Annotated in this window: 15 protein-coding genes; 6 read left to right on the top strand and 9 right to left on the bottom strand. The window is 62.8% G+C overall.

Annotated elements, in window-relative coordinates:
- Positions 1–88: 88 nt before the first annotated feature.
- Together K6I40_RS27370 and K6I40_RS27365 are read left to right on the top strand one after the other, a co-directional pair.
- Positions 89–1,096, top strand: coding sequence for a TIGR04024 family LLM class F420-dependent oxidoreductase (locus tag K6I40_RS27370; protein ID WP_222918534.1), 1,008 nt, complete (start codon positions 89–91; stop codon positions 1,094–1,096).
- Positions 1,097–1,238: 142 nt separating this feature from the next.
- A complete protein-coding gene (locus K6I40_RS27365) occupies positions 1,239–1,628 on the top strand; it encodes a hypothetical protein (RefSeq protein ID WP_222918533.1) in 390 nt (129 codons plus the stop codon).
- A gap of 69 nt (positions 1,629–1,697) precedes the next feature.
- Here the strand turns inward: K6I40_RS27365 and K6I40_RS27360 are convergent, their stop codons facing one another.
- The gene (locus K6I40_RS27360) at positions 1,698–2,663 is read right to left on the bottom strand and encodes a zinc-binding dehydrogenase (RefSeq protein WP_222918532.1); all 966 of its coding nucleotides are present in this window, start codon (positions 2,661–2,663) and stop codon (positions 1,698–1,700) included.
- A gap of 146 nt (positions 2,664–2,809) precedes the next feature.
- On the opposite strand from K6I40_RS27360, the gene K6I40_RS27355 reads away from it, so the two are divergent.
- Complete coding sequence (locus K6I40_RS27355) at positions 2,810–3,376, top strand: type 1 glutamine amidotransferase domain-containing protein (RefSeq protein ID WP_222918531.1); 567 nt, start codon at positions 2,810–2,812, stop codon at positions 3,374–3,376.
- 621 nt (positions 3,377–3,997) lie between these two features.
- Here the strand turns inward: K6I40_RS27355 and K6I40_RS27350 are convergent.
- A complete protein-coding gene (locus tag K6I40_RS27350) occupies positions 3,998–5,119 on the bottom strand; it encodes a pyridoxal phosphate-dependent aminotransferase (RefSeq protein ID WP_222918530.1) in 1,122 nt (373 codons plus the stop codon).
- Positions 5,120–5,269: 150 nt separating this feature from the next.
- Here K6I40_RS27350 and K6I40_RS27345 point away from each other — a divergent pair, with 150 nt between their 5' ends.
- Positions 5,270–5,935, top strand: a complete 666-nt coding sequence (locus K6I40_RS27345) for a DUF6517 family protein (RefSeq protein WP_222918529.1) — start codon at positions 5,270–5,272, stop codon at positions 5,933–5,935.
- Between the two features lie 111 nt (positions 5,936–6,046).
- Here K6I40_RS27345 and K6I40_RS27340 read toward each other — a convergent pair whose 3' ends face one another.
- The gene (locus K6I40_RS27340; protein WP_222918528.1) at positions 6,047–6,913 is read right to left on the bottom strand and encodes a 2-oxoacid:ferredoxin oxidoreductase subunit beta; all 867 of its coding nucleotides are present in this window, start codon (positions 6,911–6,913) and stop codon (positions 6,047–6,049) included.
- Positions 6,913–8,667, bottom strand: a complete 1,755-nt coding sequence (locus tag K6I40_RS27335; protein WP_222918527.1) for a 2-oxoacid:acceptor oxidoreductase subunit alpha — start codon at positions 8,665–8,667, stop codon at positions 6,913–6,915. The genes K6I40_RS27340 and K6I40_RS27335 overlap by 1 nt, the downstream gene beginning before the upstream one ends.
- Before the next feature lie 269 nt (positions 8,668–8,936).
- On the opposite strand from K6I40_RS27335, the gene K6I40_RS27330 reads away from it, so the two are divergent.
- The gene (locus K6I40_RS27330; RefSeq protein WP_222918526.1) at positions 8,937–9,575 is read left to right on the top strand and encodes an FAD-dependent oxidoreductase; all 639 of its coding nucleotides are present in this window, start codon (positions 8,937–8,939) and stop codon (positions 9,573–9,575) included.
- A gap of 54 nt (positions 9,576–9,629) precedes the next feature.
- On the opposite strand, the gene K6I40_RS27325 is transcribed toward K6I40_RS27330, so the two are convergent.
- Positions 9,630–10,100, bottom strand: a complete 471-nt coding sequence (locus K6I40_RS27325; RefSeq protein ID WP_222918525.1) for a DoxX family protein — start codon at positions 10,098–10,100, stop codon at positions 9,630–9,632.
- Between the two features lie 134 nt (positions 10,101–10,234).
- On the opposite strand from K6I40_RS27325, the gene K6I40_RS27320 reads away from it, so the two are divergent.
- Positions 10,235–11,227: a hypothetical protein gene (locus K6I40_RS27320; protein WP_222918524.1), complete on the top strand. Its 993-nt coding sequence runs from the start codon at positions 10,235–10,237 to the stop codon at positions 11,225–11,227.
- Between the two features lie 12 nt (positions 11,228–11,239).
- Here the strand turns inward: K6I40_RS27320 and mce are convergent, their stop codons facing one another.
- The 4 genes from mce to K6I40_RS27300 form a co-directional block, all read right to left on the bottom strand.
- On the bottom strand, positions 11,240–11,623 hold the full coding sequence (gene mce / locus K6I40_RS27315) for a methylmalonyl-CoA epimerase (protein ID WP_222918523.1): 384 nt from the start codon (positions 11,621–11,623) through the stop codon (positions 11,240–11,242).
- A 179-nt stretch (positions 11,624–11,802) separates the two neighbouring features.
- Entirely contained in the window at positions 11,803–12,633 is an 831-nt protein-coding gene (locus K6I40_RS27310) for an aldo/keto reductase (protein ID WP_222918522.1), read from the bottom strand.
- A 211-nt stretch (positions 12,634–12,844) separates the two neighbouring features.
- Positions 12,845–15,064, bottom strand: coding sequence for a PQQ-dependent sugar dehydrogenase (locus tag K6I40_RS27305; protein WP_222918521.1), 2,220 nt, complete (start codon positions 15,062–15,064; stop codon positions 12,845–12,847).
- 175 nt (positions 15,065–15,239) lie between these two features.
- Positions 15,240–16,922: a methylmalonyl-CoA mutase family protein gene (locus tag K6I40_RS27300; RefSeq protein WP_222918520.1), complete on the bottom strand. Its 1,683-nt coding sequence runs from the start codon at positions 16,920–16,922 to the stop codon at positions 15,240–15,242.
- Positions 16,923–16,980: the final 58 nt, after the last annotated feature.

The following is a 16,980-nucleotide window of genomic DNA, read 5'->3' as shown; positions in this document are numbered from 1 at the left end:
AAACGCTACAGTTTATGTGATTGCATAACGCGGTGCATGGTAATGACATCGAAATATGTGACTCGAGCGCCGACGCGGAGGGACTACTGTGAACGCCGAACTGGACTTGCTGGTGCGACTCGGTGACTACGACGAGCCACAGGGAGTCGCCGACCGCGCCGTACAGGCAGAGGAGTTGGGGTTCGATCGGATCACGGTCGGCGAGACGACCGGGTGGAACATCGTCCCGCCGCTGACGCTGGCCGCCGATCGGACCGAGGAACTGGGCATCTCTAACGACGTGATCTCACCGTACGGGCGCACACCGTCGATGCTCGCCCAGACGGCGCTCACGATGCAGGCCGCCGCCGACGGCCGCTTCCGATTCGGCATCGGGCCGAGTTCGCCGGCGATCACCGAGCGCTGGCACGGCCAAGAGTTCGACCGGCCGCTCCGCCGGACCCGCGAAGTGATTGAAATCATGCGCGCGGTCTACGAGGACGGAAACCCCTCATACGACGGCGAGATCTTCGAGATCCCCGGCCTGGACTACGAGCGCGGGCCGAGCGAGAATCCGCCGCCGATCGACGTCGGCACCCTCGGTCCCAAGGCCACCGAGCTGGCCGGCCGCTTCGGCGACGGCTGGGCACCCCAACTGTTCACGAGAGACGGCCTGCGGGACCGACTCGAGGATCTGGAACGCGGTGCCGAACTCAGCGACAAGGAGCTCTCGGACCTGCGGGTGGCCCCGATCGTTCGCGGGGTCGCGATGGAGGACCGCGAGGCAGCGCGCGAGAAAGCCCGCAGTACGGTCGCCTTCCTGCTCGGAGCCTACGGTCCCTATTATGGGAACTCGGTCGCTGAACAGGGCTATCCCGACGTCGTCGACGAGATTCGGGCCGCCTGGGAGGAACGGGATACCGACGCGATGGCCCAAGCCCTGCCCGAAGACGTGCTCGACGAACTGGCCCCCGCAGGCACACCCGAAGAAGTCCGTGAGTGGGTCGAATCGTACAGCGAGATCGAGGGCGTCGATGCCGTTCGAGTCGGATTCGTCAACGGGATGACCGAGGCGGACAAGCGGACGACGATGGAAGCAGTTGCCGAACTGTCCTGATCGATTCTCTCATTGTCCTCGAGAAGCCGCGATATCGGACGCTTCAGAGATCAGGTAGACGGTCTTCTCCTCGTGACACTGGGGGTGGTGTTTCGATCGGACTCACATGTCGTATATATATGCACCGGCCCCTAACGAGGATATGATCCCACTACTGAGTTCGCCCGAGAGCCTCACCGCGTTCGGCGAAAATCGCGCTGACGCCGTCGATACGGCGATGGAGCTGTTGGCGGATCAGCGTAGACGCTCGGTATTGAACTATCTCGAGAAGACCGACGGGACGGCCGCGCTCACGGAGTTAGCAGTGGAGATCGCCGCGCAGGAAGCGGGTACAGAGCCAAACGCGATTTCGGATCACAACATCTCTCCGAGAGACCGCCGGGCCGTCCGCATCTCGCTGCATCACACCCACATCCCGAAGTTGGCCAACGCAGATGTCATCGACTACGACACCGAGACGGAAACGATCACGCTTACCGATCACGGGCGGACGCTGATCGACCGGCAGGACGCGGTCCAGGGACCGGCCTGACCGCTGTCATCGGGCGCTGTGTTTCGGGATTTTCACACGATAGCTCTCGCGTAGCGCCTGCGCCGACCGCTACGGTTCGATGACGAGTTTTCCGAGGACGCTATCGTTCAGGACGGCTCGCTGTGCGTCGGCCGCCTCCTCGAGGTCGTAGGTCCGCGCCACATTAATCGAGAGCCCGCTGGTGTCCATGAGGTGGGCGACCCCGCGCAGCGGCACGCGAAGATCAGGCGTGTTAAACATGCTCATGAACTGGTAGGAGACGTCTTTCGAGCGAGCAGCGCCGTCGTTCGAAAAGCCCGGATCGGGACTGTTCTCGCCGATACCGACGACGCGGGCACCCGTCGCGGCGACGTCCGCGTCGAACTGTAGGTAGTCGTCGAGTCGGTGGTCGAGGATCGCATCGACACCGCCGTCCGAGGCCTCGAGGACGGCGTCGGCCAGATCGTCGCGGCCGTAGTCGAGCACCGTCTCGGCCCCGTAATCGGCGAGTGCGTCGTGGTACTCTTCCGCAGCAGTGGTGATCACCCGCGCGCTCACGGCGGCCGCGATCTGGACGGCCGCGTGGCCGACACCACCCGACCCGCCGTGGACCAGACAGTATTCGGCGGGTTCTACGTCGGCGTGGTCGATCAGCGCGCGCCAGGCGGTGACGGCGGCAACGCCGGCGGCACCCGCTTCGGTCATGTCGACTCCGTCGGGAAGGCGGACGACACGATCGGTGGGGACCGTCGCGTATTCCGCGTAGGCACCCTGAGCAGCGGCACCCCCAATACCGGTACCGTAGACGCGGTCGTCTTCCTCGAAGCCGTCGACGGCGTCTCCAACCTCAGCGACGACGCCCGAGAAATCGACGCCAGGCGTAAACGGGACGTCGACCGGTGTGTACGACCCGTCCCGGAAGTAGGTATCAACGGGGTTGACGCCAGCGGCGGCGACCTCGATCAGCAGTTCGTCCGCGGCGGGTTCGGGACGATCGATCTCGTCTACCTGCAGGACGTCCGCATCACCGTGCTCGTGAAGGCGTACAGTGCGCATATCGTTCGGGAACACGAAGCGGGGCGGCATAAGGGTGTACGTGACGGAAGACGGTCCTCGAGTAAGCCGCGCTAATCGCGGCGTTGCCGGGCCGTTTTGCACCAGCAAGTACAACCCTTGTCCGCACGAGCGCCCTCGCTCTCGATATGAGCGACTCTGACAGCCAGCCGCTCGAGGACGCGATCATCGGACTCTTCCTCGCACCAGAAGGCTCCGAAGAAGTCGAGTTCACCGAACCGAAGCAAACCGTCGCTGACGCCGGCGCGACCGTCGACGTACTCGGTAGCGAGACCGGCGACGCACAGACCGTGAACGACGACCTCGAGTGGAGCGAGAGCTACGAGGTCGAGAAATCGTTCGACGAGGTCTCGGCGGACGACTACGACGCGCTGATCGTCCCCGGCGGAACCGTGGGTGCGGACACGCTCCGAACCGACGAGGACGGTGTGGAACTCCTGCGACAGCACGTAGAGGACGGCAAGCCAGCGGGCGTGATCTGTCACGGCCCGTGGACGCTGGTCGAAGCCGATGTCGTCGACGGGAAGACGCTGACCTCCTACCACAGTCTACAAACCGATATCCGCAACGCCGGCGGCGAATGGGTCGACGAGGAGGTCGTCACCGACGACGGACTAGTGACAAGCCGGAATCCGGGAGACCTCGAGGCGTTCTGCGAGACGATCGTCGACGAATTCGCGTCAGCACAGAGCTAACACTCCCGAACGTATTCTCCGCCGTTTCGCATCGGACGAGTAGTCACTGCGAAAGCATGACGTTCAGTGTAGTTGGACTGCGTATCGCTCCGACCCATTCGATCGGATGCGGTGGCGCGCGCTGACGGCCAGCCGAGCAATAGCGAGAGATGAGCGAACACGCCGGCAGGCGTGAGCGTTAGCGCGGAACCGAAGGTTCCGCGAACCATGCGAACGGGCGCTACGCGCCCGTGAGCAGAAATCGGCTGGGGAGGGCGTGGCGATTCCCTGTTGCCACGATAGCAGAACACTTCATTCCAATCCTACCGATTTTGTCGGTCAGTAAATATGTGAACTAATCATCGACGTAGAAGGAACGAGAATAACGCGGAGCGTCCTGCCCACCCTGGCGGCACGGAGTCACCTCACCCTCCCCAGTCCGATTGCGGTCCTCGCTTCGACGGGTCGCTGCGGTCTGCATCCCTTGCATGGCATCATCAACCGCCCTCGCCAGTGCTCGGTCAGCTGACAGCGCGCGCCACCGCATGGTAGGTGATCGATCGGAGTAACACGTCGACCACCGGAATTTACAGTGACGTTCAGCTGAGAGTTCGAATAACAAAACGGTACTACGATCTACTGCTATCGAACGGCCTTCGTCGCGGCGTCCATAATCTCGAGCGCCTCCTTCAATTCCTCAGTTCCGGTCGCATACGAGAGCCGTGCATATCCCTCGCCGTTCGCACCGAAGGCATCGCCGGGAACGACGACGACGCCGCGCTCGAGCACTTCGTCACACCAGCCCTCGGGCACCTTCGGCATCGCGTAGAAGGCACCTTCTGGGGTGGGCACCTCGAGGCCCGCATCCGTGAGCCCGTTGAGCACGAGATCCCGACGCTCCTCGAAGGTCTCGACCATCTCCTGGACCGGTTCCTGTGGACCCGTCAGGGCGGCTTCAGCGGCGTACTGTGCGGGTGCGGAGGCACAGGCCTGCCCGTACTGGTGGACTCGGAGCATCCGCTCGATGCGGCGGTTAGAGGCGACGACCCAGCCGAGCCGCCACCCCGTCATCGAATAGGTCTTCGAGCAGGCGCTGACGACAACGACGTTGTCCGTCTCGGCGAACTCGAGCGGCGAGTGATGCTTGCCTTCGAAGACGATGTGCTCATAGACCTCGTCGGAGATGCAGAGCACGTCGTGCTCGTCGGCGATGCGGGCGAACTCGCGCATGTCCGCTTTGCTCTGGACGGCCCCCGTCGGGTTCGCGGGGCTGTTGACGACGAACGCCGCCGTCTCGCCGGTGATCGCATCCTCGACTGTCGCGGGATCGAGGGTCAGATCCTCCCGGAGCCCGACGGGGTTCGGCGTCCCGTCGGCGATGTGGGTCAGTGCGTCGTAGGAAACGAAGCCGGGATCGGGGAAGATGACTTCCTCGCCGGGATCGACGTGGGCCTCAAGCACGAGGTGTAGGGCCTCGCTGCCGCCCGACGTCGCGATCACGTCTGCGGGGTCGATCTCGAGGCCGTAGTCGCGGTCGTACTTCGCCGAAATCGCCTCCCGAAGCTGTGGCGTGCCCTTGTTCGAGGTATAGGCGTCGGCCCGCCCGGCCTCGATGGCTTCGATCGCCCCGCGGCGTGCGTGTGCGGGCGTCGGGAAGTCCGGTTGGCCGAGGCCGAGATTAATCGCGTCCTCGCCCGCAGCTTCGAACACTTCGCGGATACCGCTAATCGACACCTGCTCGACTCGATCTGCGAATTCGGTCATGGCTAAACGGGGGGTGTCGACCCCGATAACTCTTGATGTGTTCGTCAGTCCCGATTCGAGTGACCGAATTGTCACGAATTGTCGACGTTCTTGTCTACGAATTTGAAGGATGCACAAGGAATATGCCGCTCTTCTCGAATCAGTGGAATAATGACTCACTCTCGACGATCGCTGCTCGCCGCGGGCGCGACCGGGACGCTCGCGCTGACCGCCGGCTGTCTCGGGTTCGTCCTCGGGAACGAGCCGCTCGAGTTCGACTCCAATCGGGTCGCCCCAGCCAACGAGATGGTTGCGGAGACCGGCTACGAGGAACAGACGGTCGAAGAGCGGACGATGGAGCGATCCGAGGCCATCGGCGGCGTAGAACGCGACTTCGAGGCGTCAATCTGGACCTCGAGCTATTCAAAATCCGTCGACTACATGGGCCAAACCCGGGAGGGAAGCGCCTTCGCGGCCGTCTCGGTTCCGGGAATGGAAGTCGCCGGGCAGTCTGTCAACCCGCTCGACGACATGTCGAACGAGGAGCTACTTACGGAGTTCCTCGACCGGGTCGATAGCAACCGTGGCGATATCGAAAACATTCAGCATCAGGAGTCGTTCGCGCTTGATATCCTCGACGACAGTCGGACCGTCGACACCTTCGTCGGGGAGTCCGAACTCGAGGGGGAACCGATCGACATCGAGATCAAGCTCACATCATTTGACCACGAGGACGACCAGCTCGTATTGTTCGGCATCCTCTCGAAGCGACTTGCTGACGAGTCGGCGAACGTCGAACTACTGATGGAGTCTGCCGAACACCCGGTCGATAACTGAGTCGGTTCGGTCGCCCGACGACGGTCGTTCGTCTCGTTCACTCCTCTCGTCGTCCCGCGGCTCCCCATCGTCTTCATCAGAAACGGGAGAAAGCCGACCGGTGAAACGGCGTTAGTAGAACTCGCGGACGAGGTCCATCGCGTCTTCCGGTGCGCCGTCCGGAATCTCGGACATGTCCTCGGTGACGCCATGCTGTTCGTGGTATGGCACGGAGTTTTCGTTCTGGTACATCACGCCCTGATACTCCTTGTCGCTGTCGAGGATGACTTCCTTGGCGGCCTCGTAGTCGGTCGGATCGTGGTCTTCCTCCTCCTGCAGGTCGACGAGGCTGTCGCGGAAGTAATCGTAGGTGTCGACGTCGTTGAACGTGACGCACGGACTGAAGACGTTGACGAAGCCAAAGCCATCGTGTTCAACGGCCTTCTGGACGATCTCAGCGTGGCGCATTGCGTCCGAGCTGAAGGTTTGGGCGATGAAGGACGCGCCGGAGGCCAGCGCGAGAGCCAGCGGGTTGACCGGCGGCTGTTTGGGTCCTTCAGGGGTTGTCGAGGTCTCGAAGTCCGACCGCGAGGTCGGCGAGGCCTGGCCCTTGGTCAGCCCGTAGATGCGGTTATCCATGACACAGTAGGTCATGTCGACGTTGCGGCGAACGGCGTGGACGAAGTGACCGGCACCGATCGAGTAGCCGTCACCGTCTCCGCCGGCGACCATGACCTCGATGTCGGGACGGGCCATCTTGACGCCGGTCCCGACCGGGAGTGCACGGCCGTGAACCCCGTGGAGGGCGTAGCTGTGCATGTAGGTCCCGATCTTACCGGAACAACCGATCCCGGCCACCACGAAGGTGTTGTCGGGATCGTTGCCGGTGTTCGCGAGGGCTTTCATCATGCCGTTCATCGTCCCGAAGTCGCCGCATCCGGGACACCACGTCGGCTGCTTGTCGGACTTGAAGTCGGTGAATCGTACGTCGGAGCTCATTATGCTGGTACCTCCTCGGTGAGTTTGTCGGTGATATCGTCCGCGAGTTCGTCCGCCTTGAAGCGGACGCCTGTGTACTTGTTAATACGCTTGACACGGGTAAGCACGTCGTGTTCGATCACGTCGGCGAACTGCCCGGTCGCGTTACACTCGACGACGATCGTGTCGGCGGCAGCCTCGATCTCCTCGGTCAGGTTTGGTCGCGGGAAGATGTATGGCACCGAGATGACGCGCACGTCGATACCGTCCTCCTCGAGGTAGTCGAGCGCTTCGATGAGTGCACCTTCGTTCGACCCCCACGAGATGATGAGGTTGTCGGCGTCGGGGTCGCCGAACTCCCGGTAGTCCCAGTCCTCTTCGTTCTGTGCGGTCTCGACCTTGCGGTTTCGCTTGTCGACCTGGTGGACGCGCTCGTCCTCTTCCTCCGTCCGACGGCCGAGCTCGTCGTGCTCGAGGCCGGTGGACATGTGGGCGGCGTCGGTCGTGCCGGGGATGGCACGCGGGCTGACACCGTCCTCGGTGACGGCGTGAGCGCGGAAGTGACCCTGTGCGTCGAGCCACTCGTCGACCTCGTCGTCCTCGACGAGCTTGCCGCGATCGATCTCGACCTCGTCCATGTCGAAGGCCTCCGGCGGGAACGTCTGCTCGGTGACCGACATCGCCAGGTCAGAGACCAGGAAGACCGGCGTCTGGTACTTCTCGGCGAGATTGAACGCCTCGACAGTCTTCCAGAAACACTCGGTGATCGACGTGGGGGCGACGACAAACCGCGGGACCTCGCCGTGGCCGCCGTACAGCGCCATATTAAGGTCGCCCTGTTCCTGCTTCGTCGGCATCCCCGTGGATGGACCGGAGCGCTGGACGTCGGCGATGACCAGTGGCGTCTCGCTGGTCGCGACCAGACCGAAGGTCTCGGTCATGAGGTCGATTCCGGCTCCCGACGTCGCGGTCATCGATCGGGCACCGGCACGCGCGGCCCCGAGTGACATGTTGACCGCTGATAACTCGTCTTCCGCCTGAACGACGTGGCCACCGTAGTCCTCGATACGCTCCGTCAGATACTCCATGATCGACGTTGCGGGCGTGATCGGGTAGCCGGCATAGAACCGACAGCCAGCCGCGAGTGCGCCCATCCCGATCGCCTCGTTGCCGTTGAGTAAGACGTAATCGTTGTCGGTCGTGTCGATGTTGTAGCCGAGGTGATCCAGGTCGTAGTTCTCCTGGACGTACTCCTGACCCGCCCGGGCGGCCTCCTTGTTGTTCTCGACGATCTTCGAGCCCTTGCCACCGAAGCGCTTCTCGAGGGCTTCGTCGAGGTACTCGACGTCGAAGCCGGTGATCTCACACGCGGCACCGAGCGCGACGATGTTTCGCATAATCGCGCCGCCGGCTTCCTCAGCCAGCGACTTCAGCGGGACGTCGACGGCGGTCATCTCGTCGGGAATTTCGGCATCCCAGGAGCGCTCGCCGTCGTAGATGATTGCACTGCCCTCGTGGAGCTCGTCTAAGTTCTCGTCAATCGTGCGCTGGGTGAGCGCGACCAGAATGTCGAGTCGATCGACAACACTCTGGACCTTGTTGACGGAGGTGCGGATCTTGTAAGCTGTGTAGCCACCGCGGATCCGCGACGCGAAGTCTTTCGAGGTGAATACGTGCCGTCCGGCTCGGGCGAGTGCCTGAGCGAAGATCTTACCCGTGGAGTCGATGCCGTCCCCGGCTTCGCCTCCGACCGCCCAGTTGAGGTCCTCAGCCATGTTATGCTGAGCCTTGCCCCCCATAAATGAAAAGGCTTCTGAAACCCCAACCTGCCACCGCAACAGTGGCTGATATGTTCGGTATAGAGAAAAACAGCTGGCCGGTGTTATTAATTGTGGAGACTCGGTTATCGGGGGAAAGAAACCGACAACGGAGCGAACGTATGACCGAGCCGAGAGATAGTTTTCGCGCGTTCCGGATCTGAAGTCGAACCGGCGTCGTAGACGGAACGGAACGCCTTTTCAATCAGCCGCCGAACGGATTCGTCATGGAAGGGACGCCAGTCACCGTCGAATCGGTCAGCGAAGTCGGTCCTGATACCGTCGCGATCGCACTCGAGACGCCAGACGGGTTCGACGCCCAACCGGGTCAGTTCGTCTTGCTTCGAGCAGCACCCGACGACGAGGTACTCTCGCGCCACTACACGCTCTCGTCGCCGTCCGTCGGCGAGACGTTCGAACTCACCGTGGGCGTGGATCCCGACGGCGACCTCTCGCCGTGGCTCGCCGAACTCGAGGGCGGCGAGACCGTTCATATCGAGGGGCCGTTCGGTCGAATCGCCTACGACGGCGAGGACGATATCGTCGCAGTCGCCGGCGGCCCGGGGATCGGCCCATCGGTCGCAGTCGCTGAAGCGGCCCACGACGCAGGCCACGACGCCGTGGTAATCTATCAGGCCGACGAACCAGCCCACACCGATCGGCTCGAGGCGCTCACGGACGCAGGCGCGACGGTCGTATTCGTCGACCAGGACGCTGACGACGACCTGGCGGACGCGATCGCGACCCACCGCGAGGCGGGCCAGCTCTACGCGTTCGGCTTCGACGGCTTCGTCACGTTCGTCGCCGATGCGATCGAGGACGCTGGCGGCGATTCCGATGAGGCGCTAATTGAGAACTTCGGCTGACGCTCGAACTGATCGGCGAAACTGGACCGTGCTCAAGTCGCTGACCGAATGGATTCACTCCCGGGAATTCTGGGATCGGCCCAGTTGCAGGAAGGCGAGCGCCGCTCCCAGCAACGCGGTGTTCTTCGAAAACTCGATGATCTGCTGTTGTTTCTCTTCGGGATCGTCCACGTTCCAGAAGTCGTGCATCAGGGGCGTGACGCCCGCGAAAAATGACGCGACCGCAGCGGCAGACGCGGCGGGAACGCGCCACAGTGCGATCCCGAGACTCCCAAACAGGAGACCACCGCTGATCGCCGGAACTGACAGCGACGGGACCGGCGCGTTCTTCGACTCGGCGTACTGGATTCGCCCCTCGAGGTTCCGAAGGTTGTCAGTCGCCATGAACGCGAGGACGGCACCGAACAGGACGCGTGCGAGCCGAAACACTCCGCTTGCGACGATCGATCCCTCGTCCGTCTCCGATCGACGGAGCGGTTCGCTGTCGCTACTGCGCTGGTTCTCCCGCTGCAATAGGCTACTCATAAACCGACGTAGACGCGCGACGGGTTCAGTAAAGCCGTGACATTTGCCTGCCCCGGAATCCCTGATAGTCTCGACTAAATACAGGTTAGAGCGCCTGACAAAGGTGTTTATTCCCCATCGTGGTGGAATCTCGTATGCGACGACGCGACCTCCTCGCCGGCACCACCGGCGCGCTCTGTGGACTAGCCGGCTGTACAGGTTCGACGTTCGAGCGCCTCCAGACGGACCGTTCCGGGACCGACGATGACGACGCTGGTGCCAACTCGAGCGACGGGACCGATCAGAGAGACACTGGATCGGAATCGGCGGACGCGATCACGGTCGGCGATCCGGACGAGGTTCCGTTCCTTCCCGCACATCCCCCACACGAACTTGAGCTCCGCAACGAAGGCGAAACGGACCGAACGATTTCCGTCGCGATCACGACTGACGAAGACATCGAGGACGACGGAGACAGTGAGGACGACGGAGACAGTGAGGACGACGGAGACGGTGATGCCGCTGAAAGCGGCGATGGGGGAACGCTACTCGAGCGGGATCTCGACCTTGCGGCGGGCGAGGGGATCACGATCGTCCTCGTCGAGCCGCGGTCGTACGCGGTCACCGTCACGACCAGCAGTGATGACGGCACGAGCGAGTCGACCGTTGCCGACAGCGTCAGCCGGCGGCCGTTCGACTGCACCCGATCCCAAATGAACATCACGCTCCGCGAGACCGGCATCGGGACGGAGTCGACCTCAACCACGATTTCCTGTCCGGTTCCTGACGTTGTCGACGCATCGCTCGCGGTCGACGAGGGGCAGTGTGCAGACCGAACGGACGGCGACCGAGCCAGCGTCGAATTCACGGGCGAAACCGTCGTCGTAGCGGGCGATATCGGAACGCCGACGCCCTGTCACGACCTCTCGCTTGCTGAGACGGCCTACGACGAGGGTCGCGATCGTCTCACAGTCACCGTCGCCGTCGGCGAACAGGACGCCGACAACTGCGTCGACTGTCTCGGCACCGTCAGCTACAACGCGCAAATCGATCTCGAGGGGCGATATCCAGACACCGTCGCGGTCCGCCACGAGACCCGTGACGAGATACGGCAAATAACTACGGCCGAGTCTCCGGCGAGCGAGTAGGCGACGCGCCGGTCAGTGTTCGACGAGTTCGATCAGGATTCCGCCTGTGTCCTTCGGATGGAGGAACGCCACTGAGTGGCCCCACGCCCCCGGTCGCGGCTCCTCGTCGATCAGCGCCACGTCGCGGTCGCGGACCGTCTCGAGAGCACCCTCGATGTCGTCGGTCGCGAGCGCGAGGTGGTGGATTCCCGCCCCGTTGTCCTCGATGTATCGCGAAATCGTGCCCTCCTCGAGCGGCTCGAGCAGTTCGAGATATCCGTCGCCACAGTCGAGGAAAACGACGTGCATGCCATCGAACTCCTCCTCGTGGGCGACCTCAAGGCCGAAGAGGTCGCTGTACAGTGCTGCGAGGTCCGCCGCGTCGTCGGTCGCAATCCCGGCGTGATCGAAATGCATCGGGTTATACTGCTCGGGGCGGCCGTGTTACTGTTATGATTTTTCGTGGTGTTCGAATCGCGCTCGCGATGAGCGACTCACTACTGCGTAGCCGTCACGCTATAGTAGCCGCTGAAAGTCACTGCACATCTGATCGAATGACAGCTGTGCGATCAGTGTATAAATCGTTTCAGCGGCTACTATAGTCCCATCTGCGCGGCCAGCCGATCTGAAAGCCCACCGTTGAGTTCGAACACCGCGCGCATCTCCTCTGCCGAGAGTTCGAAGTCGAAAACGTCCGCGTTCGCCTCGATGTGTTCCCGACTCGCCGCCTTCGGGATCGCCGCGACGTAGGGGTGCTGGATCAGCCATCGCAGGGCCACCTGTGCGGCTGACTTGCCGTACGGCTCGCCGATCGACGCCAACCGTTCGTCACCGACGACGGACCCCTCCGCGAGCGGGCTGTACGCCGTCAGGAGGATCTCGTTCTCGAGACAGTACGCGATGAGGTCGTCCGGCTGATGGTACGGATGATACTTCACCTGATTCGTGACGATCGGCGTCTCGGAACAGTCAATCGCGTCCTCGAGTCCCTCGATCCCGAAATTGCTGATCCCGATGTGGTCGACCAGCCCGTCGTGCTGGCAGTCGTTCATCGCACCGATGGTCGCCGCGAGCGGTGCCTCGTCGCTTGGCCCATGTAACAGGAGCAGGTCGATGGTCTGGAGTTCGAGCCGCTCGAGGCTTCGTTCTGTGGATTCACACACGTCAGCGGGAGCGGCGTCGTCGGGATGGACCTTCGTCACGACGAAGACGTCCTCGCGGTCGACCTCGCTCTCGGCGATCCCTCGGCCGACCGCAGCCTCGTTGTCGTACAGCTGGGCGGTGTCGATATGGCGGTAGCCGACCGCGAGCGCGGTTTCGACGGCCCGCTGACAGTCGCCGCCGGACATGCCTGCGGTACCGAGTCCGAGCGCCGGTATCTCGGCCCCCTGTGCGATGATGGTTCCGGTCGTCGTATTCGTGCTCATAGACGGGGATTCGCTGTCATCCAGCATCAAGGTCGGGCCGGCGAGAAACGACTGTCAGAGACCGGCACTCCTCGGCGGGGTTCCGAACCGGCCGCTGTGGAATCGCCGTAAACGCTCTCTCGAGTGCAAGTCGCCAAACCCGTCGATGGCACGGAAAATCGCCGATAGCACGAGTGAATCGCGTTCCACTCGAGGGTGGAGACTCGAGCTGTTACGCGCCGTCGGTCGCGTTGTCGTCGGTTGCGTTGTCGTTCATCTCGGTTTCGTTGTCCGCGGTCTCGTTGCCCTCGTCGATCGGCTCGTCCTGAGTGTCTTCCGTCGCGTTCTCGTCGGTTTCCTGCTCCTCGGGGGCGGCTTCGCCGCCTCCGCCGGGCATCGAGAGGGAGTCTCCCTCGCCCGGTGGGACGATCTGCATGACTGTACCCGTGTCACCCGTCGGAGTTCCTTCCCGGTTTGCGAGCACGTACACGTTCCCCTCGTCGTCCTGGCCGAACATTCGGACGAAGTAGGGGAAGGATCCATCTTCGGTGCCCGCGACCTGCAGTTCTTCCATGTCCCAGAGATCATCTCGCGGGACCACCTGTTCCTCGCCCCCTCCGCCCGCGTCGGGTGCCGTTTCGTTTCCGGCGGTTGTTTCGTTCCCACCGGCTGTCTCGTTCATGTCGACCGTTTCGTTCCCACCGGCTGTCTCGTTCATGTCGGTCGTTTCGTTCCCACCGGCTGTCTCGTTCATGTCGGCCGTCTCGTTCCCGCCGCCCTCGCCATCCATCGGTTCGGCCCCGCCACCGTCGGAATCCGAGGCGGCGAGGAGTCGGCCTGCCGGCTCTTCGCGGGACGGATCGGACGTCCAGTCACCGAAAATGTACTTTCCATCCAGACCCCCGACCTGCCCGGCTTCGTAGACGTGACCGCCGACGATCACGATACCGACCATTTCCTCTTGGTAGATGTGTGGATACTCGACGATCGGGTCCTGAAGCTCCTGGCCGTCGTACGGCGGCTCATCGGGAGCCGAGTCCGGACAGTCCTCCGGCGGCTGGCTCGGGCTGTCCGTGCTGAAGCAGTGGGTTCCTTCCTTGACGTTCCAGCCGTAGTTGCCGCCCGACTCGACGGTGTTTGCTTCTTCGAACAAGTCCTGACCGGCATCGGCGACGAACAGTCGGTCCTCGCTGTCGAACGAGATGCCGAACGGGTTACGGAAGCCCCACGCGTAGTGTTCGTCGAGCCCCTCGTCAGAATCGACCAGCGGATTGTCCTCGGGAATCCCGTACGGCTGGTCCTCACCCTCACTGTCGACGTCGACGCGAAGAACGCTTCCCAACAGATTTTCGCTGACGTCCTGCCCGTTCCCACCTTCGTTGCCATCGTACCAGTCGTCGACGTGGCCCTCCATATTGTCGTTCGCGCCGCCACCGTCGCCCATCGGAACGTAGAGGTAGCCGTCGGGCCCGAACGCCATCGGCCCGGAGTCGTGGTTGTACTGGGGCTTCTGGAACTCCATCAGGACTCGCTCCGACTCGGGATCGCCCTGACTCATATCGTCGGTCGCCTGGAACTCGGAGACGACTTCAACGTGGCTCCAGCCATCCGGCGTCTCATCGTTCGGCGGTGCGCTGTAGTGGACATAGAACTGTCCGTTCTCCGAGAACTCGGGGTGGAACTCGATCCCAAGCAGCCCTCGCTCGTCGTAGTCCTGGTTCTGGTCGGCATAGTCGCCTGCGAACGTCCCGAGCTCGACCAGCCGATCGCTGACGTCGAGGAACGGCTCGTCCTGTAGCCCGTCGTCGGTGACGACCCAGAGCTCGCCAGTCTGGTCAGTGACGAAGTAGCGATTCTGATCCTCGTCGGCGACCGCCATATCCGTCGGCGCGGTCATTCCCTCCGCGATGGTCTGGACGCCGATTTCCGTCCCCGACTGGAAGAAACCCTGTGCTTGGCCGTCTGCCGGCTCCTCTTGTGCCCCACCTCCGTTGCCGCCGCCGATCGAGATATCCCCTCGCATCGTCGCCCGGTGCGGTTCACAGTAGTACTCCGCCATCTCGCTCGTCGCCTCGAACTCGAGCGTCTGGGTCTCGCCCTGCTCACTCATGAGCTCCGTCCGCTCGAGTTCCCCACCCTCGCTATCGACGATGACGAAGTTGTGCGCAGCACCGTCGAGATTCTCCCACGTGACTTCGTACGTGGTCCCCTCTTCGAGTTCCAGCGTCGGGTTCGTCTCGCCCGCGATGGCGTCGGGTGCGACGCCTTGCCAACCGCTTGTTTCGCCGCCGAGTTCTATCGTCTGAGTCTCCTGAGCGAGTGCAATGTTGCCCAGACCGACGACTCCGCCCGCGGCTACAGCGGCCTGTAACACGCGACGGCGGGATGCCGATGGATAGTTGTCGGACGACTCTGTTATCGGGGTCGATTGCTCGTCGGGTTGCTCGCTCATGTTGTGCTCACGACAGCGCCGTCTCCCGATATGAGGATAAACAGGTCCGACCGTTCCCCCGAATTCCCTTCTCAATAGCGAGTTGTCTTCGAATCGCTGGACGGGAGCGGGTGTAATATCGGATTATGCGAGCGGAATCGACGGTATTATCCGAACAAATTTGGCGTTCAGTCGCTCACATCGCGCCGCCGGGCTGGTATTCCCCGAACTCGTCGCGCATAACGTTACAGATCTCGCCGACCGTCGCGTACGCTTTGACCGCGTCGATAATGTACGGCATCAGATTCTGGTCGCTCCGTGCCGCGTCGCGAAGCGCCTCGAGGGCCGCATCGACCGCCTCGTCGTCGCGCTCCTCGCGGGTCCCCTCGAGGCTATCGATCTGGCGCTGCTGGTCTTCCTCGGTGACTCCCTCGACGTCCATCTGTGGGTCTTCGTCGACTTCGAACTCGTTAACGCCGACGATGATCCGCTCTTTGTCCTCGATCTCCTTCTGTCGGTCGAAGGCCGTGTCCTGAATCTGGCGCTGGACCCACTGTTGCTCGACGGCCTCGAGCATGCCGCCGCGGTCGTCGACCTCGTCCATGATCTCGTAGGCCTCTTCCTCGACGTCGTCAGTTAGGGATTCGACGTAGTAACTGCCTGCGAGCGGGTCGATTGTGTCAGCAGCGCCGGACTCGTGGCCGAGGATCTGCTGGGTCCGTAGCGCCGTCCGGACGGACTCCTCGGTCGGCAGGGCAAGTGCCTCGTCTTTCCCGTTCGTATGCAGACTCTGGGTGCCGCCGAGGACGGCCGCCAACGCCTGGTAGGCGACGCGGACGACGTTGTTCTCGATCTGCTGGGCGGTCAGCATCGAGCCAGCGGTCTGGGTGTGGAACTTGAGCTGTTTGGACTTCGGATCATCCGCATCGAAGCGCTCGTCGATGATGTCGTGCCACATCCGGCGGGCCGCACGGAACTTGGCGACCTCCTCGAAGATGTTGTTGTGGCCGTTGAAGAAGAAAGAGAGCTGTGGCGCGAAATCGTCGACGTCGAGGCCGGCCTCGATCGCCGTCTCGACGTATTCGATCCCGTCTCCCAGCGTGAAGGCGAGTTCCTGTGCGGCCGTCGAGCCGGCCTCGCGGATGTGATAGCCCGAGATCGAGATGGTGTTGAATTTGGGCGTTTCCTCGGCGCAGAACTCGAAGATGTCGGTGATGATCCGCATCGACGATTCCGGCGGGTAGATGTAGGTATTGCGTGCGATGTATTCCTTCAGGATATCGTTCTGGATCGTCCCCCGAAGTTCCTCCCGGTCGACACCCTGCTGGTCCCCGACCGCGATGTACATCGCCAGCAGCACCGACGCCGGCGCGTTGATCGTCATCGACGTGGAGACCTCGTCCAGCGGAATACCATCGAAGACGGTCTCCATGTCGGAGAGCGAGTCGATCGCGACGCCGGCCTTCCCCACCTCGCCTGCGGCCATGGAGGCGTCGGAGTCGTACCCCATCTGAGTCGGCAGGTCGAAGGCCATCGAGAGCCCGGTCTGCCCCTCGTCGAGCAGGTAGTGATAGCGCTCGTTGGTGTCCTCCGGCGTCGAGAAGCCGGCGTACTGGCGCATCGTCCAGAGCCGACCGCGGTACCCCGTTGAGTAGACGCCGCGCGTGTACGGCGGTTCGCCCGGATTACCCAGATCCTCCTCGTAGTCGAGATCGCCCACATCGTCGGGCGTATAGAGCCGATCGACCTCCTGACCGCCCGTATCGGTTGTGAACGTTTCCTTGCGCTCACCGAACCGATCGAGCACCGGTTCGACTTTCGCCTCGTGCCACTCCTCCTTGCTGGCACGGATCTCCTCGAGTTCGTCGGGATCGAACATTATAGTTATCGTGGACCGGCCGGGGCTTGAACTTTGATGAACACGTCAAGCGTCCGCG

It is taken from the genome of Natrinema sp. SYSU A 869 (assembly GCF_019879105.1).
Classification (GTDB): Archaea; Halobacteriota; Halobacteria; order Halobacteriales; family Natrialbaceae; genus Natrinema.
The sequence above is the reverse complement of the archived record's forward strand: the minus strand, read 5'-3'. Positions and strand labels throughout refer to the sequence as shown.